21 protein-coding genes are annotated in these 19,873 nt (G+C 71.1%); 15 read left to right on the top strand and 6 right to left on the bottom strand.

Annotated elements, in window-relative coordinates; translation table 11 throughout:
• The first annotated feature begins 144 nt into the window (after positions 1 to 144).
• The 4 genes from rplU (at position 145) to proB (ending at position 3,385) form a co-directional block, all read left to right on the top strand.
• Positions 145 to 456, top strand: coding sequence for a 50S ribosomal protein L21 (gene rplU / locus AB0K11_RS22065; protein ID WP_364981741.1), 312 nt, complete (start codon positions 145 to 147; stop codon positions 454 to 456).
• 17 nt (positions 457 to 473) lie between these two features.
• Positions 474 to 740 carry a 50S ribosomal protein L27 gene (gene rpmA / locus AB0K11_RS22060; protein ID WP_364981739.1) on the top strand — a complete coding sequence of 89 codons (267 nt, stop codon included), beginning with the start codon at positions 474 to 476 and terminating at the stop codon, positions 738 to 740.
• A gap of 75 nt (positions 741 to 815) precedes the next feature.
• Entirely contained in the window at positions 816 to 2,261 is a 1,446-nt protein-coding gene (gene obgE / locus AB0K11_RS22055; RefSeq protein WP_364981736.1) for a GTPase ObgE, read from the top strand.
• A complete protein-coding gene (proB, locus tag AB0K11_RS22050; RefSeq protein WP_364981733.1) occupies positions 2,258 to 3,385 on the top strand; it encodes a glutamate 5-kinase in 1,128 nt (375 codons plus the stop codon). Before obgE ends, proB begins: the two co-directional genes overlap by 4 nt.
• On the opposite strand, the gene AB0K11_RS22045 is transcribed toward proB, so the two are convergent.
• The 3 genes from AB0K11_RS22045 to AB0K11_RS22035 form a co-directional block, all read right to left on the bottom strand.
• Positions 3,382 to 3,996, bottom strand: a complete 615-nt coding sequence (locus AB0K11_RS22045; RefSeq protein ID WP_364981730.1) for a hypothetical protein — start codon at positions 3,994 to 3,996, stop codon at positions 3,382 to 3,384. The two genes, proB and AB0K11_RS22045, sit on opposite strands and share 4 nt — an antisense overlap.
• Positions 3,997 to 4,004: 8 nt before the next feature.
• Positions 4,005 to 4,841 (bottom strand): NAD-dependent protein deacetylase, encoded by an 837-nt coding sequence (locus AB0K11_RS22040; protein WP_364981727.1) that lies wholly within the window; start codon positions 4,839 to 4,841, stop codon positions 4,005 to 4,007.
• Between the two features lie 67 nt (positions 4,842 to 4,908).
• A complete protein-coding gene (locus tag AB0K11_RS22035; protein ID WP_364981724.1) occupies positions 4,909 to 5,448 on the bottom strand; it encodes an isochorismatase family cysteine hydrolase in 540 nt (179 codons plus the stop codon).
• Between the two features lie 43 nt (positions 5,449 to 5,491).
• On the opposite strand from AB0K11_RS22035, the gene AB0K11_RS22030 reads away from it, so the two are divergent.
• Complete coding sequence (locus AB0K11_RS22030) at positions 5,492 to 7,534, top strand: NAD(+) synthase (RefSeq protein WP_364981721.1); 2,043 nt, start codon at positions 5,492 to 5,494, stop codon at positions 7,532 to 7,534.
• 6 nt (positions 7,535 to 7,540) lie between these two features.
• Here AB0K11_RS22030 and AB0K11_RS22025 read toward each other — a convergent pair whose 3' ends face one another.
• Together AB0K11_RS22025 and AB0K11_RS22020 are read right to left on the bottom strand one after the other, a co-directional pair.
• On the bottom strand, positions 7,541 to 8,389 hold the full coding sequence (locus tag AB0K11_RS22025; RefSeq protein ID WP_364981718.1) for an enoyl-CoA hydratase/isomerase family protein: 849 nt from the start codon (positions 8,387 to 8,389) through the stop codon (positions 7,541 to 7,543).
• A complete protein-coding gene (locus AB0K11_RS22020; protein ID WP_364981714.1) occupies positions 8,325 to 9,218 on the bottom strand; it encodes a ribokinase in 894 nt (297 codons plus the stop codon). Before AB0K11_RS22020 ends, AB0K11_RS22025 begins: the two co-directional genes overlap by 65 nt.
• Positions 9,219 to 9,302: 84 nt before the next feature.
• Here AB0K11_RS22020 and AB0K11_RS22015 point away from each other — a divergent pair, with 84 nt between their 5' ends.
• The 8 genes from AB0K11_RS22015 to AB0K11_RS21980 all read left to right on the top strand — a co-directional run bounded on the left by AB0K11_RS22015 (position 9,303) and on the right by AB0K11_RS21980 (position 16,246).
• Positions 9,303 to 10,550, top strand: coding sequence for a glutamate-5-semialdehyde dehydrogenase (locus tag AB0K11_RS22015; RefSeq protein WP_364981711.1), 1,248 nt, complete (start codon positions 9,303 to 9,305; stop codon positions 10,548 to 10,550).
• Between the two features lie 26 nt (positions 10,551 to 10,576).
• Complete coding sequence (locus tag AB0K11_RS22010; protein ID WP_264015382.1) at positions 10,577 to 11,464, top strand: MoxR family ATPase; 888 nt, start codon at positions 10,577 to 10,579, stop codon at positions 11,462 to 11,464.
• Entirely contained in the window at positions 11,464 to 12,909 is a 1,446-nt protein-coding gene (locus AB0K11_RS22005) for a VWA domain-containing protein (RefSeq protein WP_364981707.1), read from the top strand. The genes AB0K11_RS22010 and AB0K11_RS22005 overlap by 1 nt, the downstream gene beginning before the upstream one ends.
• Positions 12,910 to 12,993: 84 nt before the next feature.
• Complete coding sequence (nadD, locus tag AB0K11_RS22000) at positions 12,994 to 13,632, top strand: nicotinate-nucleotide adenylyltransferase (protein ID WP_364981704.1); 639 nt, start codon at positions 12,994 to 12,996, stop codon at positions 13,630 to 13,632.
• A complete protein-coding gene (gene rsfS / locus AB0K11_RS21995; RefSeq protein WP_264015379.1) occupies positions 13,629 to 13,997 on the top strand; it encodes a ribosome silencing factor in 369 nt (122 codons plus the stop codon). The genes nadD and rsfS overlap by 4 nt, the downstream gene beginning before the upstream one ends.
• The gene (gene gpgP, locus AB0K11_RS21990; RefSeq protein ID WP_364981700.1) at positions 13,994 to 14,668 is read left to right on the top strand and encodes a glucosyl-3-phosphoglycerate phosphatase; all 675 of its coding nucleotides are present in this window, start codon (positions 13,994 to 13,996) and stop codon (positions 14,666 to 14,668) included. Before rsfS ends, gpgP begins: the two co-directional genes overlap by 4 nt.
• A complete protein-coding gene (gene octT, locus AB0K11_RS21985) occupies positions 14,655 to 15,407 on the top strand; it encodes a diglucosylglycerate octanoyltransferase (protein ID WP_364981697.1) in 753 nt (250 codons plus the stop codon). The genes gpgP and octT overlap by 14 nt, the downstream gene beginning before the upstream one ends.
• A gap of 2 nt (positions 15,408 to 15,409) precedes the next feature.
• A complete protein-coding gene (locus AB0K11_RS21980; protein ID WP_364981694.1) occupies positions 15,410 to 16,246 on the top strand; it encodes a DegV family protein in 837 nt (278 codons plus the stop codon).
• A 12-nt stretch (positions 16,247 to 16,258) separates the two neighbouring features.
• On the opposite strand, the gene AB0K11_RS21975 is transcribed toward AB0K11_RS21980, so the two are convergent.
• Positions 16,259 to 17,317, bottom strand: coding sequence for a dihydrodipicolinate reductase (locus tag AB0K11_RS21975; RefSeq protein ID WP_364981691.1), 1,059 nt, complete (start codon positions 17,315 to 17,317; stop codon positions 16,259 to 16,261).
• Between the two features lie 157 nt (positions 17,318 to 17,474).
• On the opposite strand from AB0K11_RS21975, the gene AB0K11_RS21970 reads away from it, so the two are divergent.
• Positions 17,475 to 18,326 (top strand): ComEA family DNA-binding protein, encoded by an 852-nt coding sequence (locus tag AB0K11_RS21970; protein ID WP_364981688.1) that lies wholly within the window; start codon positions 17,475 to 17,477, stop codon positions 18,324 to 18,326.
• A 6-nt stretch (positions 18,327 to 18,332) separates the two neighbouring features.
• Positions 18,333 to 19,871, top strand: a complete 1,539-nt coding sequence (locus tag AB0K11_RS21965) for a ComEC/Rec2 family competence protein (RefSeq protein WP_364981685.1) — start codon at positions 18,333 to 18,335, stop codon at positions 19,869 to 19,871.
• The last annotated feature ends 2 nt before the right edge of the window (positions 19,872 to 19,873 follow it).

The following is a 19,873-nucleotide window of genomic DNA, read 5'->3' as shown; positions in this document are numbered from 1 at the left end:
CTTGACCAGTTGTCACCAGGCTGCATGTGATCCGGGCCGGTGGCAGCGGGAACAGGTGGTCAACCCACCTGAAGCCCGCACCCCAAGACCCGCGCTCGCGCCCACGGGTAGCGCGCGCCCGCGATACGAAGAGGTAGACCATCGATGGCGAGCTACGCAATCGTCAAGACCGGCGGCAAGCAGTACAAGGTCGCGGTCGGTGACATCGTGAAGGTCGAGAAGCTCGACGCCGACGCGGGTGCTTCGGTCTCGCTGCCCGTCGCGCTGTTCGTGGACGGTGCGAACGTCACCAGCGCTGCCAAGGAGCTGGAGAAGGTCGCCGTCACCGGCGAGGTGCTCGAGCACACCAAGGGTCCCAAGATCCGTATCCACAAGTTCAAGAACAAGACCGGCTACCACAAGCGCCAGGGGCACCGTCAGCAGCTGACCGTGCTCAAGGTCACCGGAATCAAGTAGTAGGGGAGCGAACGGACATGGCACACAAGAAGGGCGCTTCCAGCTCTCGCAACGGTCGCGACTCCAACGCCCAGCGACTGGGCGTGAAGCGGTTCGGCGGCCAGGTCGTCAAGGCCGGCGAGATCATCGTGCGTCAGCGCGGCACCCACTTCCATCCCGGCGTCAACGTCGGCCGTGGTGGTGACGACACGCTGTTCGCCACCGCTCCCGGCGCCGTCGAGTTCGGCACCCGGCGCGGCCGCAAGCTCGTCAACATCGTCCCGGTCGTCCGCCCGGAGGCTTAAGCTTCGCGACGGTGACGCTGCGGTGGACTCGCGAGCGCTTTTCCGCCCCAGCGTTACTTTCGGAGGAGTACTGCAATGCCCCGCTTCGTCGACCGCGTCGTGATCCACGCGACCGCGGGCAACGGCGGTCACGGCTGCGCCTCGGTGCACCGCGAGAAGTTCAAACCCCTCGGCGGTCCCGACGGCGGCAACGGTGGCCGCGGTGGCAGCATCGTGCTGGTCGTCGATCCGCAGGTGCACACGCTGCTGGACTTCCACTTCCATCCGCACGTCGTCGCGCCCTCCGGTAAGCAGGGCGCGGGCAGCAACCGTGACGGCGCCGCGGGCGCAGACCTCGAGGTGCGGGTGCCCGACGGCACCGTCGTGCTGGACGAGCAGGGCCGGGTGCTCGCCGATTTGGTCGGTGCCGGTTCACGATTCGAGGCGGCCGCCGGTGGACGCGGCGGGCTGGGCAACGCGGCGCTCGCATCACGGGCCCGCAAGGCGCCCGGTTTCGCGCTGCTCGGCGAGAAGGGGCAGGTCCGCGACCTCACCCTCGAACTCAAGTCCGTCGCCGACGTCGGGCTGGTGGGCTTCCCCTCTGCCGGCAAATCGTCTCTGGTGTCGGTGATCTCGGCGGCCAAGCCCAAGATCGCCGACTACCCGTTCACCACGCTGGTGCCCAACCTGGGCGTGGTGTCGGCGGGGGACCACACGTTCACGGTGGCCGACGTGCCCGGACTGATCCCCGGCGCGTCCGAGGGCCGTGGCCTCGGCCTGGAGTTCCTGCGCCACATCGAGCGGTGTGCCGTGCTCGTCCACGTCGTCGACTGCGCGACGCTGGAACCGGGCCGCGACCCGGTGTCCGACATCGAGGCGCTGGAGGCCGAACTGGCCGCCTACACCCCGACGCTGCAGGGTGACACCGCGCTGGGCGACCTCGCCGAACGGCCACGCGCGGTGGTGCTCAACAAGATCGACGTGCCGGACGCGCGCGAGCTCGCCGACTTCGTTCGCGACGAGGTCGTCCGCCGCTTCGGCTGGCCGGTATTCGAGATCTCCACCGTGAGCCGGGACGGCCTGCGCCCGCTGACGTTCGCGCTGTGGGAACTGGTCAGCGCCTACCGGCAGGCACAGCCTCCCGTGGTGCCGAGGCGCCCCGTCATCCGTCCCGTCCCGGTCAACGACAGCGGCTTCACCGTGGAGTCCGACGGCCGTGGGGGATTCGTGGTGCGCGGCGCGCGGCCCGAACGCTGGATCGGCCAGACCGACTTCGAGAACGCCGAGGCCGTCGGCTATCTCGGCGACCGGCTCAACCGGCTCGGGGTCGAGGACGAACTGATCAAGCTCGGCGCGAAGCCGGGTTGCGCCGTCACGATCGGCGACGTGACCTTCGACTGGGAGCCGCAGACCCCGGCCGGTATCGACATGCCCCTGTCGGGCCGCGGCACCGACATCCGCCTCGAGCAGACCGACCGCGTCCGGGCCGCCGAGCGCAAGGTCGCCAGGCGGGAGCGCCGCCGCTCCGGCGGTGACGAGTGACCTCCGACGGGGCCGGACACACGGGCTCCGCACACCGGGAGGCCGTCCGCACCGCCCGCAGCATCGTCGTCAAGATCGGCACCACTGCGCTGACCACTCCGGCCGGGGTGTTCGACGCAGGCAGGCTGGCCACGCTGGTCGAGGCGATCGAGGCCCGGATGAAGGCGGGCTCGGACGTGGTGATCGTCTCCTCCGGCGCGATCGCCGCCGGCATCGAACCGCTGCGGTTGTCCCGGCGGCCGGCCGATCTGGCGACCAAACAGGCCGCAGCCAGCGTCGGACAGGTCGCCCTGATCAACGCCTGGAGCACGGCGTTCGCCCGCTACCAGCGCACCGTCGGGCAGGTCCTGCTGACCGCGCACGACATCTCGATGCGGGTGCAGCACACCAACGCCCAGCGCACCCTCGACCGGTTGCGGGCGCTGCACGCGGTGGCGATCGTGAACGAGAACGACACCGTGGCCACCAACGAGATCCGGTTCGGCGACAACGACCGGCTCTCCGCGCTGGTGGCGCACCTGACCGGCGCCGACGCGCTGGTGCTGCTGTCGGACGTCGACGGCCTCTACGATTCTGATCCGCGAAAAGGCAACGCCCAGTTCATCTCCGAGGTGGCGCGTCCCGACGATCTGGACGGCGTGGTCGCCGGCCGTGGCAGTCATCTGGGCACCGGCGGCATGGCGTCGAAGCTGTCGTCGGCGTTGCTCGCCGCCGACGCAGGAGTACCGGTCCTGCTCGCCGCCGCCGCCGACGCGACCGCCGCGCTGGCCGACGCGTCGGTGGGCACCGTCTTCGCGCCACGCGCCGAACGCATGTCGGCACGGCGGTTCTGGGTCCGGTACGCCGCGGAGGCCGCGGGAGCGCTGACGCTGGACGACGGTGCGGTGCGTGCCGTTGTCGGACAACGACGTTCGCTGCTGTCCGCGGGCATCACCGCGGTGGCCGGCCGGTTCTACGGCGGCGACGTCGTCGAATTGCGGGCACAGGACGCCACCATGGTGGCCCGCGGGGTGGTGGCCTACGACCACTCCGAACTCGCCACGATGCTCGGCCGCTCCACCTCCGACCTGCCAGCCGAGATGCGCAGGCCCGCCGTGCACGCCGACGACCTGGTCGCCGTCTAGCGGTTCGCCAGCCGTCCCACGAACCGTTTGATCCGGGTCGCGCGCAGGGCGGCTTCCTCGAGGGGGTCGTCGTCGGACGGCCGGACCCGGATCCCCTTCGCCTCGGCGGTCGCGGTGAGCGACGACCGCACGGCGCCGTCGGCGAGCAGCAGCGTCGCCAGGATGCCCGGCGACAGGGTGCGACGCCGCACCAGCCCGCGATAGTTGATCTCGGCGGGGATCTTCACGTCCACCGAGCGCAGCGTGTCACCGGTCGCGGCGACGATCGCCGTCAGCGCGGCGTCCGAGGCGACGCCCACCACCAGGCTGCGCCCGGGGAAGCGCGGCAGCGGCAGCTTGTTCAGCTGCTTGTCGAGGGCGCCGGAGAACAGGTAGCCGAACAGGCTGACCGTCTCGATGTCGGCGACGTCGGACCACTCGACGTCGTCCCCGTCGAATTCGACGGACTCGGCACTGATGGCCACCCCACCGAAGTGGTTGAGCAGGCGCAGCGGCGCGGCGAGCACATCGGGGGGTCGCAGCACGGCGGTCAGGGTGTCGCCGACGCCGGCGGCCCATCTGCCGTGGACGGGGCCGGGATCGGGACGCCAGCGGTCCAGCACGGAAGTCACCCGGGCAGTCAAGCGGAGGCAGACAGCGCAGGCAACTCGTCGGCCAGCAGTGCCAGCATCGGTGAGCAGCCGTTGTCGAGCTTCACCGTCGCCAGGCCGTCGCCGCGGGTGGGTCCGCGGTTGAGGATCGCGACCGGCATGCCGCGCGCTGAGGCGTGCCGGACGAACCGGTACCCGGAGAACACGGTCAGCGACGATCCGGCCACCAGCAGCACGTCGGCCGCGTCGACCATGGCGTACGCCCGGTCCACCCGCTCCTTCGGCACGCTCTCGCCGAAGTACACGATGTCGGGCTTGAGCATGCCGCCGCAGCGCAGGCAGTCGACGATGCGGAACGACGACGTCTCACCGACGACGGCATCCGCATCCGGGGCGACGGCGATTCCGCCGACCGCCTCCGCCCGCTCCAGGAAGCCCGGATTGGCCGCCTCCAGCAGTTCGCCCAGTGCCGCACGGGACATGGTGTGCCCGCAGTCCAGGCAGACCACCTGCGCGTACGTGCCGTGCAGATCGATGACGTGCCTGCTGCCGGCCTTGGTGTGCAGCAGGTCGACGTTCTGCGTGATCAGTCCGCTGACCACGCCGGCGCGCTCCAGCGCGGCGAGCGCGCGGTGGCCGGCGTTGGGCAGGGTCGCGGCCATGTGCCGCCAGCCCACGTGATTGCGCGCCCAGTAGCGCTGCCGGAACACCGGGTCGCCGGTGAACTGGCGAATCGTCATGGGATTGCTCGGTGGCGAGTCCGGGCCGCGGTAGTCCGGAATGCCGGAGTCGGTCGACATCCCCGCGCCGGTTAGCACCGCGACTCGCCTGCCCCGCAGCAGGGCGACGAGTTCGGGTGATTCCACGTCCACCAGAATAGGCGGAGGCCGGACAACGGCCCCGCGACCGCAGCTCAGGGGCTGTTTCGGCCGGTCACCCCAGGCACTCGGCGGCCGGGATGATCTCGGCGCTCATGTTGTCCTTCATCATCGTCAGCGCCGCGTCGCTGAGTTCGGCGTCGATGTGGGCCACCGCGTCGGGCGGGACGACGACGGGGAAGTGCCGGACGTAGGCGTCGAGTGCGGTGTAGAGGATGCACTGCTCGGTGACCTGCCCGGTGAGGATCAGCCGCTCGGGTTCCAGCTGGTTCAGCAGGTATGCCAGCGAGGTGGCGTAGAAGGCGCTGTGGCGCACCTTCGTCATCACCCGGCAGCCCTGCTGCGGCACTATCGGCTTGACGAGGTCCGGGCGCTCGCCGTCGAGTGCGGACTGCACGATGTCGCTGAACTCCGCGCTGAAGTCGCCGTAGTTGTCGTTGACGTAGATGAGGTCGACGTCGTCGCGTCGGCGGGCCTCGGCGACGAGTGCGGCCAGCGGTTCGATGATCTCTTCGACGTTGGGCGCGAGCTTGTCGGCGTCGGGATGGTCGTAGGTGTTCATCATGTCGATGATCAGCACGGCGGTCTTGCTCATGGTTGCCTGCATACCCCGCCGTCTCAGCGGGCAACATGAGGGCATGGATTTCTTCTCGGCCTACCGGCACGGCTTCGTGCGCGTCGCCGCGTGCACCCACACCACCGCCCTCGCCGACCCTGCGGCCAACGCCGACTCGGTGATCGGGTTGGCGCGCGAGTGTCACGACGAGGGTGTCGGACTGGCGGTGTTCCCCGAGCTCACGCTGACGGGTTACTCCATCGAGGACGTCGTCCTGCAGGACGCGCTGCTCGAGGCGGTCGAGGCCGCACTGCTCGACATCGTGGCCAGGTCGGCGGATCTGCTGCCGGTGCTGGTCGTCGGGGCGCCGCTGCGTCACCGCAATCGGGTGTACAACACCGCGGCCGTCATCCACCGCGGACGAATCCTCGGCGTCGTCCCGAAGTCCTACATCCCCAACTACCGCGAGTTCTACGAGAAGCGTCAGCTCGCTCCCGGCGACGACGAGCGGGGGGAGATCCGCGTGGGCGGCGAGGAGGTGCCGTTCGGCCCGGACCTGCTCTTCGCGGCGGCCGACGTGCCCGCGTTCGTCTTACACGTCGAGATCTGCGAGGACATGTGGGTTCCGGTGCCGCCGAGTGCCGAGGCGGCGCTGGCCGGGGCGACGGTGCTGGCGAATCTGTCGGGCAGTCCCATCACGATCGGCCGCGCAGAGGACCGCAACCTGATGGCACGCTCGGCGTCGTCCCGGTGCCTGGCGGCCTACGTCTACGCGGCGGCCGGCGAGGGCGAGTCGACGACCGATCTGTCCTGGGACGGCCAGACGATGATCTGGGAGAACGGCGTCTGTCTCGCGCAGTCCGAACGGTTCCCCAAGGGGGAGCGCCGTTCGGTGGCCGACGTCGACGTCGAACTGCTCCGCAACGAGCGCGTGCGGATGGGCACGTTCGACGACAACCGCCGCCACCACGGCATCGACGAGGACGTGTTCCGGCGCGTCGAGTTCACCCTGGAGCCGCCGGCCGGCGACATCGGTCTGCGCCGCGAGCTCGAGCGGTTCCCGTTCGTGCCGGTAGACCCGGCCCGGTTGGAGCAGGACTGCTACGAGGCCTACAACATCCAGGTGGCCGGGCTCGAGCAGCGACTGCGGGCGCTGGACTTCCCGAAGATCGTCCTCGGGGTGTCCGGTGGCCTGGACTCCACCCACGCGCTCATCGTGGCGGCGAAGGCGATGGACCGGGAGAACCGTCCGCGCAGCGACATCCTGGCGTTCACCCTGCCCGGCTTCGCGACGGGCGAGCGCACCAAGAGCAACGCCACCCGGTTGGCCGAGGCGCTGGGCGTGACGTTCGAGACCATCGACATCACCTCGACCGCAGAGCTGATGCTGAAGAACATGGACCACCCCTTCTCGCGGGGGGAGAAGGTCTACGACGTCACGTTCGAGAACGTGCAGGCCGGCCTGCGCACCGACTACCTCTTCCGGTTGGCGAACCAGCGCCAAGGAATCGTGCTCGGCACCGGTGACCTCTCGGAACTCGCACTGGGCTGGTCGACCTACGGCGTCGGCGACCAGATGTCGCACTACAACGTCAACGGCGGCGTCCCGAAGACGCTCATCCAGCACCTGATCCGGTGGGTCGCCTCATCGAAGCAGTTCGACGAGGCGGTCAACGAGGTGCTCCTCGACGTGCTGGACACCGAGATCAGCCCGGAGCTGGTACCGGCCGGCGAGGACGAGGAGATCCAGAGCAGCGAGGGCAAGGTGGGACCCTATGTCCTGCAGGATTTCTCGCTCTTCCATGTATTGCGCTACGGGTTCCGTCCGTCGAAGGTCGGTTTCCTGGCCTGGCACGCGTGGCACGACGCCGAGTCCGGCGACTGGCCCTCGGGCTATCCGGACGACAAGCGGCCGGAGTACTCGCTGAAGGACATCCGGCACTGGCTGCAGGTGTTCGCCCAGCGGTTCTACTCGTTCAGCCAGTTCAAGCGGTCGGCCCTGCCGAACGGGCCGAAGGTGTCGGCGGGCGGATCGTTGTCGCCGCGCGGCGACTGGCGAGCTCCGTCGGACATGTCGGCGCGCATCTGGCTCGACGAGATCGAACGGGAGATCCCGGAGAGCTGACCGGCGTCAGAGGCGCCCGTCGATGCGCAGGTCCGGGTGCACCCACTCGGGGGAGCGCCGCTGCTTGAACGCCATGAAGCCCTCGATCGACTCGGGCGCACCGAGGCTGGCCTGCATCCCGATGCGGTCGTAGAGGCCGACATAGGCGTCGATGCTCGACTTGATCGCCGAGCGGGCGCCGGGCGCGGTCCGGCAGCACTGGGCGAGCACCTCACGAGCGGCGTCGTGCAGGTCGTCGTGGGCGACCACCCGGGCCACCATGCCCCAGTCCAGCGCCTCGGCGGCGGACAGCGTGCGGCCGGTGAACATCAGATCGCGGGTGCGGACGGGTCCGATCAGGCGGGCCAGCATGTGGCTGTAGTAGGTGTCGGCGATGCCGCGGTAGAGTTCGGGCACCCGGAACGTCGCCCGCTCGCTCACCACGGCGATGTCCGCGCACAGCGCGATCTGCAGCCCGCCGCCCTGACACAACCCGTTGACCGCGGCCACCACCGGCTTCACCGACTGCCGCAGCGTGTCGAACGGCAGCGCGTCCATGCCGAGCGCGGATCCGAAGGTCAGCCAGTTGTCCTCGCCGCCGCCGCCCATGTCACCGCCGGGGGCGAACACGTCACCGGCGCCGGTGATCAGCAGACCGGCCAGGTCCGGGTCGGCGTCGACGTGCTTGACGGCGTACTTGATGCCGAAGTACATCGCCGGGGTCATCGCGTTGCGCGCCTCGGGTCGGTCCAGCGTGCACACGCCGAACGGGCCCTCCCTGTCGAAGCGCAGGAACTTCGTTCCCAGCCAGTCACCGTCGGGTGGTCGCGGAGCGTCGGTCACGCTGTCTCCCTTGCTGTTCGTCGTCGATGGCATCTGAGCACGGCGCGCAGTCACCCGCACCGGGTACCAGGGTGGCCAGCGCACCTGCCACACACGCGCGGCGCAGCGCCGCCTCGTGACCGCCGAGCCAGTCCGCCGCCAGCACACCGGCGAAGACGTCGCCCGCCCCGGTGGTGTCGACCGCCCGGACGGCCGGCGCGGCGACGTCGAAACGCTCCCCGTCGCCCAGGTAGCTCGCGCCGCGCGCGCCCCGGGTGATCACCAGATGCGGCACCGGCCAGTGCCAGTCGGCCGCTTCCGCCTCGTTGACCACCACCACGTCCGCCAGTTCGGACAGGGCGAGCAGCTCGTGGGCCCTGGCGCCGGCGGGCGAGGCGTTGACGACGACGACCGCGCCGGCGTCGCGGCCCAGCCGCGCAGCGTGGACGGCCGTCGGGACGGGGATCTCCAACTGCAGCAACAGCACCTCACAGGCGGCGATCACGTCGCGCACCGCCGCGGAACCCACGTCGAGCCGGGCATTCGCGCCCGGCGCCACCACGATGCTGTTCTCCGCGGCCGCGTCGACCATGATCACCGCGGAGCCGCTGGGCCCCGGCACGGTGATCACCCCGTCGAGGCCGACTCCGTTGCCGCGCAGATGGCCCCGCAGCGACTGTGCGGCCGCGTCGTCACCGAGTGCGGCGACCAGCGCCACCTCCGCGCCGGCCCGCGCGGCGGCCACCGCCTGGTTGGCGCCCTTGCCGCCCGGCGCGCTCGACGTCGAGGTCGCCAGCACCGTCTGTCCGGGCCGCGGCAACGCGGAGACCCGGTACGTCACGTCGGCATTCACACTGCCGACCACGCAGACCCGCGTCGCCATAGTCTTCCCACGCTAGACCAGCGTCACCGACCGCGGTCCCTGACACGCGTCGAGCGCCGGGCGCAGGTCCGATACGCTGGGCTGATGAGTCTGCAAGCACCGCCGGTTGCCGACTTGCGCCAGCAGGTCCACGATGCCGCCCGACGCGCCAGGGTCGCGGCCCGCGTCCTGGCCACGCTGCCCACCGCGACCAAGGACCGGGCACTGCACGCCGCGGCCGACGCCGTGCTGGCCCGCGTGCACGACATCCTGGCGGCCAACACCGTCGACCTCGACACCGCACGCGCCGCAGGCACCCCGGCCGCGATGCTGGACCGGCTCGCCCTCAACCCTCAGCGGGTGGACGGCATCGCCGCCGGACTGCGTCAGGTGGCCGGTCTGCCCGATCCGGTGGGCGAGGTGCTGCGCGGCAGCACGCTGCCCAACGGCCTGCAGCTGCGTCAGCAGCGGGTGCCGCTCGGTGTCGTCGGCATGGTCTACGAGGGCAGGCCGAACGTCACGGTGGACGCTTTCGGGCTCACACTGAAATCCGGCAACGCCGTACTGCTGCGCGGCAGTTCGTCGGCGGTGCACTCGAACGAGGCACTGGTGGTCGCGCTGCGCGCCGCCCTGGCCGCCGAGGGGTTGCCCGTCGACGCCGTACAGCTGCTGCCGAGTCACGACCGGGCCAGCGTCACCCACCTCATCCAGGCCCGCGGCCTGGTGGACGTGGTGATCCCGCGCGGGGGAGCCGGCCTGATCGACGCGGTGGTGCGCGACGCCCAGGTGCCCACCATCGAGACCGGTGTCGGCAACTGCCACGTGTACGTCCACGAAGCAGCGGATCTCGACGTCGCCGAACGGATCGTGCTCAACGCCAAGACCCGTCGGCCCAGCGTGTGCAACGCCGCCGAGTCCCTGCTGGTCGACGCGTCGATCGCCGATCGGGCGGTGCCCCGCCTCGCCGGCGCGCTGCAGGCCGCCGGGGTGACCGTGCACGCCGACCCCACCGAGGACGAACTGCGGGCCGAATTCCTCTCGCTGGACATCGCCCTGTCGGTGGTCGACGGGCTCGACGCCGCCATCGCACACGTCAACGAATACGGCACCGGCCACACCGAGGCGATCGTCACCACGAATCTGGCTGCCGCGCAGCGCTTCACCGAACAGGTCGACGCGGCGGCCGTGATGGTCAACGCATCCACCTCGTTCACCGACGGTGAGCAGTTCGGGTTCGGCGCCGAGATCGGCATCTCGACCCAGAAGCTGCACGCCCGCGGGCCGATGGGACTGCCCGAACTGACCTCGACCAAATGGATCGTCTGGGGAGACGGTCAGACCCGCCCCGCCTGACTTCACCGTTCCTAGGAGACTCACCCGTGAGCGTTCCCGCACGCCCCGCGCCGCTGTTCGCCGACATCGACGATGTCGCCGCCAAGCTCGCCGAGACCGGCTACCTGCCCGACACCGCAACGGCCACGGCGGTTTTCCTCGCCGACCGGCTGGGCAAGCCGCTCCTGGTGGAAGGGCCCGCAGGCGTCGGCAAGACCGAACTGGCCCGCGCGGTGGCCCAGTGCACCGGCTCGGAACTGGTCCGGCTGCAGTGCTACGAGGGCGTCGACGAGGCCAGGGCGCTGTACGAGTGGAACCACGCCAAGCAGATCCTGCGCATCCAGGCGGGCAACGCGGCCGATGCCGGCGACTGGGACCAGACCAAGATGGACGTCTTCTCTGAGGAGTTCCTGCTGTCCCGGCCGCTGCTGACGGCGATCCGGCGCACCGACCCGACGGTGCTGCTCATCGACGAGACCGACAAGGCCGACATCGAGATCGAGGGTCTGCTGCTCGAGGTGCTCAGCGACTTCGCCGTCACAGTGCCCGAACTCGGGACGATCAAGGCAGAACGCGCACCCTTCGTGGTGCTCACCTCCAACGCCACCCGCGAACTGTCCGAAGCGCTCAAGCGGCGCTGCCTGTTCCTGCACATCGACTTCCCCGACCCGGACCTCGAGCGGCGCATCCTGCTCTCACGGGTGCCCGACCTGCCCGAGCACATCGCGTCGGAACTGGTGCGCATCATCGGGGTGCTGCGCGGCATGCAGCTCAAGAAGGTGCCGTCGGTGGCCGAGACCATCGACTGGGGCCGCACGGTGCTGGCGCTGGGCATGGACACCATCGACGACGCGATGATCGCCGCCACCCTCGGTGTGATCCTCAAACACCAGTCCGACCAGCAGCGCGCCGCAGGAGAGCTGAGGCTCAACTGATGCCGCCACGCCGCGTCCGGCCTCCGCAGCCGCTGGCCCCGCACGGCCTGCCGGGTCACCTGGTCGAGTTCGTCGAAGCGCTTCGCGGCCAAGGCATCTCCGTGGGCCCGTCGGAGACCGTGGACGCCGGCCGGGTGATGACGGTGCTCGGGCTCGGTGACCGGGAGGTGCTGCGTGAAGGCATCGCGTGCGCCGTGCTGCGCAGGCCCGATCACCGCGACACCTACGACGCGATGTTCGACCTGTTCTTCCCCGCCGCGCTCGGCGCGAAGACCGTGCTGGAGGACGAGGACGGCGAGAGCGACGACGAGCAGGGACTGCCGCCCGAGGACATCGAGGCGATGCGCGACGCGTTGGTGAAGATGCTGGCCGACAACCCCGACCTGGCCAACCTCGACGAGCGACTGATCGCGATGATCGCGCAGATCGTCGAGGCCTACGGCCGCTACAACTCCAGCCGCGGACCGTCCTACTCGTCCTACCAGGCGCTCAAGGCGATGAGTCTGGACGACCTGGAGGGCCGGCTGCTCGCCGGACTGCTCGCCCCGTACGGCGACGAGCCGTCACCCACCCAGGAGCAGATCGCCAAGGCGCTTGCCGCGCAGCGAATCTCGCAGCTACGCAAGATGGTGGAGTCGGAGACCAAACGCCGCACCGCCGAACAGCTCGGGCGTGAGCACGTGCAGATGTACGGCGTGCCGCAGCTCGCGGAGAACGTCGAATTCCTGCGCGCCTCCGGCGAACAGCTGCGCCAGATGCGCCGGGTGGTGGCCCCGCTGGCCCGCACCCTCGCGACGCGGCTCGCCGCGCGGCGGCGACGGTCACGCGCGGGTGAGATCGACATGCGCAAGACGCTGCGCAAGTCGATGTCGACCGGCGGGGTGCCGATCGACGTGGTGCTCAAGAAGCCGCACCCGGCCCGACCCGAACTCGTGGTGCTGTGCGACGTGTCGGGCTCGGTGGCCGGGTTCAGCCACTTCACCCTGATGCTGGTGCACGCGCTGCGCCAGCAGTTCTCCCGGGTGCGGGTGTTCGCCTTCATCGACACCACCGACGAGGTCACCACGCTGTTCGGGCCGGACGCCGACCTGGCGGTCGCGGTGCAGCGCATCACCCGCGAGGCCGGCGTCTACACCCGTGACGGCCACTCCGACTACGGCAACGCGTTCGCGTCGTTCCTGCACGGCTTCCCGAACGTGCTGAGCCCGCGCAGTTCGCTGCTCGTGCTCGGCGACGCCCGCAACAACTACCGCAACCCCGAGATCGACCTGCTCACCCAGATGGTGACCGCGAGCAGGCACGCGCACTGGCTCAACCCCGAACCGCGCCACCTGTGGGGCAGCGGCGACTCGGCGGTCCCGCGCTACGAAGAGGTCATCACCATGCACGAGTGCCGGTCGGCCAAACAGCTCGCCGGCGTGATCGACGCCCTGCTGCCCATCTGATCCGCTTCGCTCCTGCCCGCCGGTGACGCTCCCCGGGTCGCTTCGCTCCTGCCCGCCGGTGACGCTCCCGTAAGCTCGCTCTTCGTGGCACCTCGGCGCAGGCTTGGCGTGATGGGCGGGACATTCGATCCCATCCACAACGGCCACCTGATCGCCGGCAGCGAGGTCGCCGACCTGTTCGACCTCGACGAGGTGGTGTTCGTGCCGACCGGCCAGCCCTGGCAGAAGCACGACCGCCAGGTGACGGCCGCCGAGGACCGCTACCTGATGACGGTCATCGCCACCGCCTCGAATCCACGGTTCTCGGTGAGCCGCGTCGACATCGACCGCGGCGGCGCCACCTACACCAAGGACACCCTGCGCGACCTGCGCGCGCAGAACCCCGACGCCGACCTGTACTTCATCACCGGCGCCGACGCGCTGGCCTCCATCCTGTCGTGGCAGAACTGGGAGGAGATGTTCTCGATCGCCCGGTTCGTCGGCGTCAGCAGGCCCGGGTACGAGCTCGACGGCAAGCACATCGCCGCGGCGATGCGTGAGCTGCCCGCCGACGCGCTGACCCTGGTCGAGGTGCCCGCGCTGGCGATCTCTTCCAGTGACTGCCGGCTGCGGGCGCAGGAGGAACGACCGATCTGGTACCTGGTACCCGACGGTGTGGTGCAGTACGTGGCCAAGCGCGGCCTCTACACCGCGCCGGCCGACACAGAGGGAGACAACCGATGAGCGCAACCGACGAGGCGATCGAGATGGCCACCGTCGCGGCGCGGGCGGCCGCCGACAAACTCGCCGACGACGTGGTGGTCATCGACGTGTCGGGCCAGCTCGTCATCACCGACTGCTTCGTCATCGCGTCGGCGTCCAACGAACGCCAGGTCAACGCGATCGTCGACGAAGTCGAGGAGAAGATGCGGCTCGCCGGCCACAAACCGGCCCGGCGGGAAGGCACCCGGGAGGGCCGCTGGACGCTGCTGGACTACGTCGACATCGTCGTGCACATCCAGCACCAGGACGAGCGCAACTTCTACGCGCTCGACCGGCTGTGGCGGGACTGCCCGACGGTGCCGGTCGATCTGGACGGATCGCCGTGACCGTCCGGCGGCTGGTGATGCTGCGGCACGGCCAGACCGAGTACAACGCGGGCAGCCGGATGCAGGGCCAGCTCGACACCGACCTCACCGACCTCGGCCGCGATCAGGCCGTGGCCGCGGCCGAGGTGCTGGCCAAGCGGCAGCCGCTGCTGATCCTGTCCTCGGATCTGCGCCGCGCCCTGGACACCGCGACGGTGCTCGGCGAGCGTTCCGGGGTGCCGGTGGGCATCGATGCGCGGCTGCGCGAAACCCATCTGGGGGACTGGCAGGGCCTGACACACCTCGACGTGGACGCCGCGGCGCCGGGCGCCCGGCTGGCATGGCGCGACGACGCGCGGTGGGCGCCGCACGGCGGCGAGAGCCGCGTCGACGTGGCCGCACGCAGCATGCCGCTGGTCGACGAGATCATCGCCACGCAACCGGCCTGGGGTTCCGACCGCGACGGCGCGGACGCCGACCGGCCGGTGGTGCTGGTCGCGCACGGCGGTCTGATCGCCGCGCTCACCGCGGCGCTGCTGGCGCTGCCCGTCGACAACTGGCCGGTGCTCGGCGGCATGGGCAACGCCAGCTGGGTCCAGCTGTCGGGGCATTCCCGGCCCGACGCGGACGCCGTGCGGTGGCGGCTCGACGTGTGGAACGCCTCGGCGCAGGTGGCCAATGACGTCCTCTGAGCGCAGCGGTCCGCCGGACCGGACGCTGCTCGTGTTCGCCGACTCCCTGGCCTACTACGGTCCGACCGGCGGGTTGCCCGCCGACGACCCCAGGATCTGGCCCAATCTCGTTGCGTCGCAACTGGGTTGGGAGCTCGAGCTGATCGGCCGGATTGGCTGGACGTGTCGCGACGTCTGGTGGGCGGCCACCCAGGACCCGCGGTCGTGGGCGGCGCTGCCACGAGCCGGGGCGGTGATCTTCGCGACCTGCGGCATGGACTCGCTGCCCTCGCCGCTGCCCACGGCACTGCGCGAGCTGATCCGCTACGTCCGGCCGCCGTGGCTGCGGCGCTGGGTGCGTGACGGATACGGCTGGGTGCAGCCCCGGTTCTCCCCGGTGGCCCGCGCCGCGCTGCCCCCGCATCTGAGCGTCGAGTATCTCGAGATGACCCGCGGCGCCATCGACTTCAACCGTCCCGGCATCCCGGTGGTGGCATCGCTGCCGTCGGTGCACATCGCCGACTCCTACGGCCGAGCGCACCACGGCCGGGCAGGCACGGTGCGGGCACTCACCGAGTGGGCGGACGAGCACGATGTCCCGCTGGTCGACCTGAAGGCGGCGGTCGGCGACGAGGTGATGAGCGGTCGCGGCAACCCCGACGGCATCCACTGGAACTTCGAGGCACATCAGGCGGTCGCCGAGCTGATGCTCAAGGCACTGGCCGAAGCCGGTGCCGGCGAACCGGATCCGGCGGGCTGACGATGCCGGTCGTCGTGGTCACCGACTCGTCGTCGCGGCTGGCGCCCGACGACCTCAAGCAGCACGACATCCGGCAGGTGCCGCTGCACGTGCTCGTGGACGGCACCGATCTGCGCGACGGGATCGACCCGGTGCCCTACGACATCCACGACCACGCCCACGTGACGACGGCCGGCGCGACACCTGCCGAGCTGGTCGACACCTACCGGCAGGCCCTGCACGACAGCGGTGGCGACGGCGTTGTGGCCGTCCACATCTCGGCGGCGCTGTCGAGCACGGTCGGCTCCGCGGTGCAGGCGGCGCGGGAATTCGGTCCCGCCGTCCGGGTGGTGAACTCCCGGTCGGCGGCCATGGGCGTCGGGTTCGTCGCCCTCGCGGCGGCCCGGGCGGCGGCCACCGGTGCCGACCTGGACGCGGTCGAGGCGGCGGCCAGGGCGGCGATGCCGCGGGGGCACGCGTTCATCGTCGTGCACCGGCTGGACAACCTGCGGCGCAGCGGCCGGATCGGCACCACCGCATCGTGGCTGGGCACCGCGCTGGCGCTCAAACCACTGCTGTGCCTGGACGTCGACGGCCGCCTGGTGCTGTCCCAGCGGATCCGCACGGTGTCCAAGGCGCACGCGGCGATGGTCGACCAGATCGCCGAGCTGATCGGTGACCGGCGGGCGGCCGTCACCGTGCACCACGTCGACAACCACGACGCCGCGGACCAGATCGGGGCGGCGCTCACCAGTCGGCTGCCCCAGGTCGAGTCCCTGACGGTGACCGACATGGGCGCGGTGCTGTCGATCCACCTCGGCGGCGGCGCCGTCGGCGTGGTCGTCCAGATCAGCGAGTGACTCCCCGAGGAGTCAGAGCTGCGCGCGACCGGTGACCGGTGGTAGGTCCTTGAGCGTCACGATGCCGGGGCGCGCAGCCACCACCGCGGGCACCGCGTTCGTCACCGGCATCGCCGTGTAGATCATCCCCAGCCCCATGAAACCCGGCTCGGTCCAGTCCCTCGGCGGCAGGCAGTGCAGCACGGTGCGCATGTTGGGCAGCCCGAACACCTGGATGACGTGGCCGTGCTCGAGCGGCTTCGGCGGTGTCACATGGGAACCCATGGTCCAGTTGAAGCCGACGCTGACCACGTTGCGGTCGCCCACCCAGCCGCGGTGGTAGCCGTACACCCCGCCGACGGTGCCCGCCGGAATCTGCATGAAGCCCAGATCGCTGTCGCCGGTGGCGGCGGTGAACTCGACGTCGAACGTCATCCGGTCCACGGTCGCGCCGATCGCGTCGGCCATCATCGCCGCCGATTCGGCGAACACCTCGCTCTCGCGGCGCACGCTCTCGGCGAGGCCGGGGGTGCCGGGGTCCTGGCCGAATCCCATCGCGGACTGGGTGCCCGCGGACTCGTAGGTCGAGCAGTCGACGGACTCGGTGATGCGGATCTCGTCGACGCGTTCGCACGACCCGGACAGCACCATGCCGACCATGTTGGTCATGCCGGGGTGTGCGCCGCTGCCGAAGATGGTCGATCCGCCTGTCTCGCAGGCCTTCCGGATGCGGTCCAGATCTTCGGGTGTCTGCTTGCCGCCGGTGATCCACGCCGCGGTCGAGCAGACGTTCACGCCGGACTCGAGCAGCCGGACCAGTTCGTCGACGCTGGGCCACAGCGGGTTGTAACAACACGCGTCGGGCTTCAGCGCGATCAGCGCGTCGATGTCGTCGGTCGCCGTGACGCCGGTCGGCTCCGGCCACCCGGACAGCTCGGCCGCGTCGACACCGACCTTGTCCGCGCCGTGCGCGTACACCCCGACCAGCTCCATGTCGCTGCGTCCGATGATCGCGTGCAGGGAGCGCCGTCCGATGTTGCCCGTCGTCCACTGGATCACGCGCAGTGGCCGGTTCGCCGCCGGTGCGGTCATCTGGTGCCTCCTCGTCGAGTCATGTGTGGGTAGACACTATTCGCCCGGTGTGCACGGTCGGCAGGGAGTTGTCCACAGTCGTGCGTTCATCCCCAGCCACGGCCCGCACGTCGTCGTGGCGGCCGTCGCGGTCGGCTCGCGGACCTACGGTCGGCGCATGCGCACCGAACCGCAGTTCGACAGGTCGGCTCGCCGTCTCGGCACCGAGGTGGACGACGCCGCCTCCGTCGAGGCCGGCGGCGATGCCGACCCGGTAACCGCCGACCGGTCCGACACCGCGCTGTCGCGGTGGCTACCGGATGATCTGTCGGACAACGACTCCCGTGGCGCATCTGCGCGGGGGTGGCTGACGACGGTGCGCGCCGACCCCGGGCGGGCGGGCGTGGCGGCACTGGCTGTGGTTGGGGTGATCGCGGTGCTGGTGACCGTGTTCACCGTGATCCGCGACGAGCCGCCGCCGGTGGCCGCGGCGAAGCTGCCGCCGGTCGAGCCGCTGTCCTCCGCCAGACCGCAGGCACCACCCGTCGCCGACGGGCCGGTGGTGGTCAGCGTCGTCGGCCTCGTGCACAAGCCGGGCCTGGTCACGCTCGCGGCGGGCGCGCGCATCGCCGACGCCCTCGAGGGTGCGGGCGGCGCGATGGACGGCGCGGACCTCGTCGGGCTGAACCTCGCGCGCCGCGTCACCGACGGCGAGCAGATCATCGTCGGCATCGCCGCGCCGCCGGGCCGGCCGACCACGATGGGCAGTTCGGTGAGCGAGCAGACCGGTGCTGCGCCGCCGCCCGCGCCGCCCGGCGATCCGGGATCGGCCCCGACGGAGGCGGTGGACCTGAACACCGCGACGGCCGAACAGCTCGACGCGCTGCCCGGCGTCGGACCGGTGACGGCGGCGGCGATCCTCGCGTGGCGCGACGCCAACGGGAAGTTCACCAGCGTCGACCAGCTCGGCGACGTCGACGGCATCGGTCCGGCACGGCTGGACAAGCTGCGCGACCTGGTCCGGGTGTGACGGCGGGTGGACGGCGACCGCCGCCTCGACCTGCGGCTGGTGCCCGCCGCGGCGACCGGCTGGGCGGTGACCGCGGCCACCACGCTGTGGCACGCCGGGGCGGCGGTGCTGGTGACGCTGATCGCGATCGCCGTCACCGCCGCCGCGGGCTGGTGGGCAGGCGGTCGCGGCGACGTCGGCAGCGCACTGCGGGCGGCGGGCGCCGGTCTGGCGGCGGTGGCCGCGGTCGGGGCCGCGTTCACCGTCGCCGCGGCGGTGCGCACGCACCAGGTCGACAACCACCCCGTCGGTGCGCTGCACGGCCGCTCGGCCACCGTCACGGTCACCCCGTCAGAGAGCCCGCGCTCGCTGGGCGGCGGCCGGCTGATGTTCCGCGGGACGCTGCAGGCGGTCGACGGCCTGCCGTCGTCGGGCCGGGTCGTCGCGTTCGCCTCGGTGTCCGGTTTCGCCGAGCTGACCGCGGGCCGGCCGGCGACGTTCCGTGCGCGCGTCGGTGCACCCGACCGCCGTGACCTCACGGTGGCGGTGCTCTCGGCGACCGGGGAGCCGACGCTCGGCGAGGCCTCGGCCGTGCAGCGGGCCGCGCACGGTGTCCGGACCGGGTTCGCCGACCAGGCGCGGGCGGTGCTGCCGCCGGAGGAGGCGGCGATGCTGCCCGCGCTGGTGCTCGGCGACACCTCGGCGGTGACGGCGTCGACGACGGCGGACTTCCGGGCCGCCGGCCTGACCCATCTGACCGCTGTCTCCGGCGCCAACGTGACGATCGTCTGCGGGGCGGTGCTGTTCAGCGCGGGGGTCCTGGGTCCGCGGACGGCGGTGCTGCTCGCGGCGCTGGTGCTGCTGGCGTTCGTGGTGGTCGTGCAGCCGTCGGCCAGCGTGCTGCGTGCGGCGGTGATGGGGGCGATCACGCTGCTGGCCGTGGTGTCGCACCGGCGACGGCATGCCGTGCCCGCGTTGGCGGGCAGCGTCATCGCGCTCCTCATCGGCGCCCCCGAGCTGGCCGTCGACGTCGGCTTCGCGCTGTCGGTCTCGGCGACCGCCGCGCTCATCGTGCTGGCGCCGCTGTGGTCACGCCGTCTGGTCGCGCGCGGCTGGCCGAAACCGCTGGCCGACGCGACCAGTGTCGCGGTCGCCGCGCAGCTGGTGACCGCGCCCCTGGTGGCGGGCATCTCGGGGACGCTGAGTCTGGTCTCGATCGCTGCGAATCTCGCTGTCGCCGCGGTGATCCCGCCGATCACAGTGCTCGGTACCGCCGCGGCGGCACTGTGTCCGCTGTGGCCGGCGGGCGGGCAGCTGCTGATCCGCTTCACCGGCCCGGAACTGTGGTGGCTGCTGAACGTGGCGCGCTGCGCCGCGGGGGTTCCTGGCGCCGCCGTCACCGTGCCGTCGGGGCTGCCCGGTGTGGTCGCGGTGGCCCTGAGTGGTCTGGCGCTGGTGGTGTGCTGGCGCCTGCGGTGGGTGCGCGTCGCCTGCGCCGGCGCAGCCGTGTGCCTGCTCGCGTGGACGCTGGCGAGCCACGCCGCGGGCGATGTCCGGACGGCGTGAAA

This window comes from Mycobacterium sp. NPDC050551, from assembly GCF_040674075.1.
Taxonomy (GTDB): domain Bacteria; phylum Actinomycetota; class Actinomycetes; order Mycobacteriales; family Mycobacteriaceae; genus Mycobacterium.
Note: the sequence above shows the minus strand (reverse complement) of the source record. Positions and strands in the feature narration are given on the sequence as shown.

What these genes read in the sequence shown, in the direction of transcription:
- rplU (WP_364981741.1), top strand. Translation starts at nt 145, where the DNA reads ATGGCGAGCTACGCAATCGTCAAGACCGGCGGCAAGCAGTACAAGGTC.
- rpmA (WP_364981739.1), top strand. Translation starts at nt 474, where the DNA reads ATGGCACACAAGAAGGGCGCTTCCAGCTCTCGCAACGGTCGCGACTCC.
- obgE (WP_364981736.1), top strand. Translation starts at nt 816, where the DNA reads ATGCCCCGCTTCGTCGACCGCGTCGTGATCCACGCGACCGCGGGCAAC.
- AB0K11_RS22035 (WP_364981724.1), bottom strand. Translation starts at nt 5,448, where the DNA reads ATGAGCAAGACCGCCGTGCTGATCATCGACATGATGAACACCTACGAC.
- AB0K11_RS22030 (WP_364981721.1), top strand. Translation starts at nt 5,492, where the DNA reads ATGGATTTCTTCTCGGCCTACCGGCACGGCTTCGTGCGCGTCGCCGCG.
- AB0K11_RS22025 (WP_364981718.1), bottom strand. Translation starts at nt 8,389, where the DNA reads ATGCCATCGACGACGAACAGCAAGGGAGACAGCGTGACCGACGCTCCG.
- AB0K11_RS22020 (WP_364981714.1), bottom strand. Translation starts at nt 9,218, where the DNA reads ATGGCGACGCGGGTCTGCGTGGTCGGCAGTGTGAATGCCGACGTGACG.
- AB0K11_RS22015 (WP_364981711.1), top strand. Translation starts at nt 9,303, where the DNA reads ATGAGTCTGCAAGCACCGCCGGTTGCCGACTTGCGCCAGCAGGTCCAC.
- AB0K11_RS22005 (WP_364981707.1), top strand. Translation starts at nt 11,464, where the DNA reads ATGCCGCCACGCCGCGTCCGGCCTCCGCAGCCGCTGGCCCCGCACGGC.
- rsfS (WP_264015379.1), top strand. Translation starts at nt 13,629, where the DNA reads ATGAGCGCAACCGACGAGGCGATCGAGATGGCCACCGTCGCGGCGCGG.
- octT (WP_364981697.1), top strand. Translation starts at nt 14,655, where the DNA reads ATGACGTCCTCTGAGCGCAGCGGTCCGCCGGACCGGACGCTGCTCGTG.
- AB0K11_RS21980 (WP_364981694.1), top strand. Translation starts at nt 15,410, where the DNA reads ATGCCGGTCGTCGTGGTCACCGACTCGTCGTCGCGGCTGGCGCCCGAC.
- AB0K11_RS21975 (WP_364981691.1), bottom strand. Translation starts at nt 17,317, where the DNA reads ATGACCGCACCGGCGGCGAACCGGCCACTGCGCGTGATCCAGTGGACG.
- AB0K11_RS21970 (WP_364981688.1), top strand. Translation starts at nt 17,475, where the DNA reads ATGCGCACCGAACCGCAGTTCGACAGGTCGGCTCGCCGTCTCGGCACC.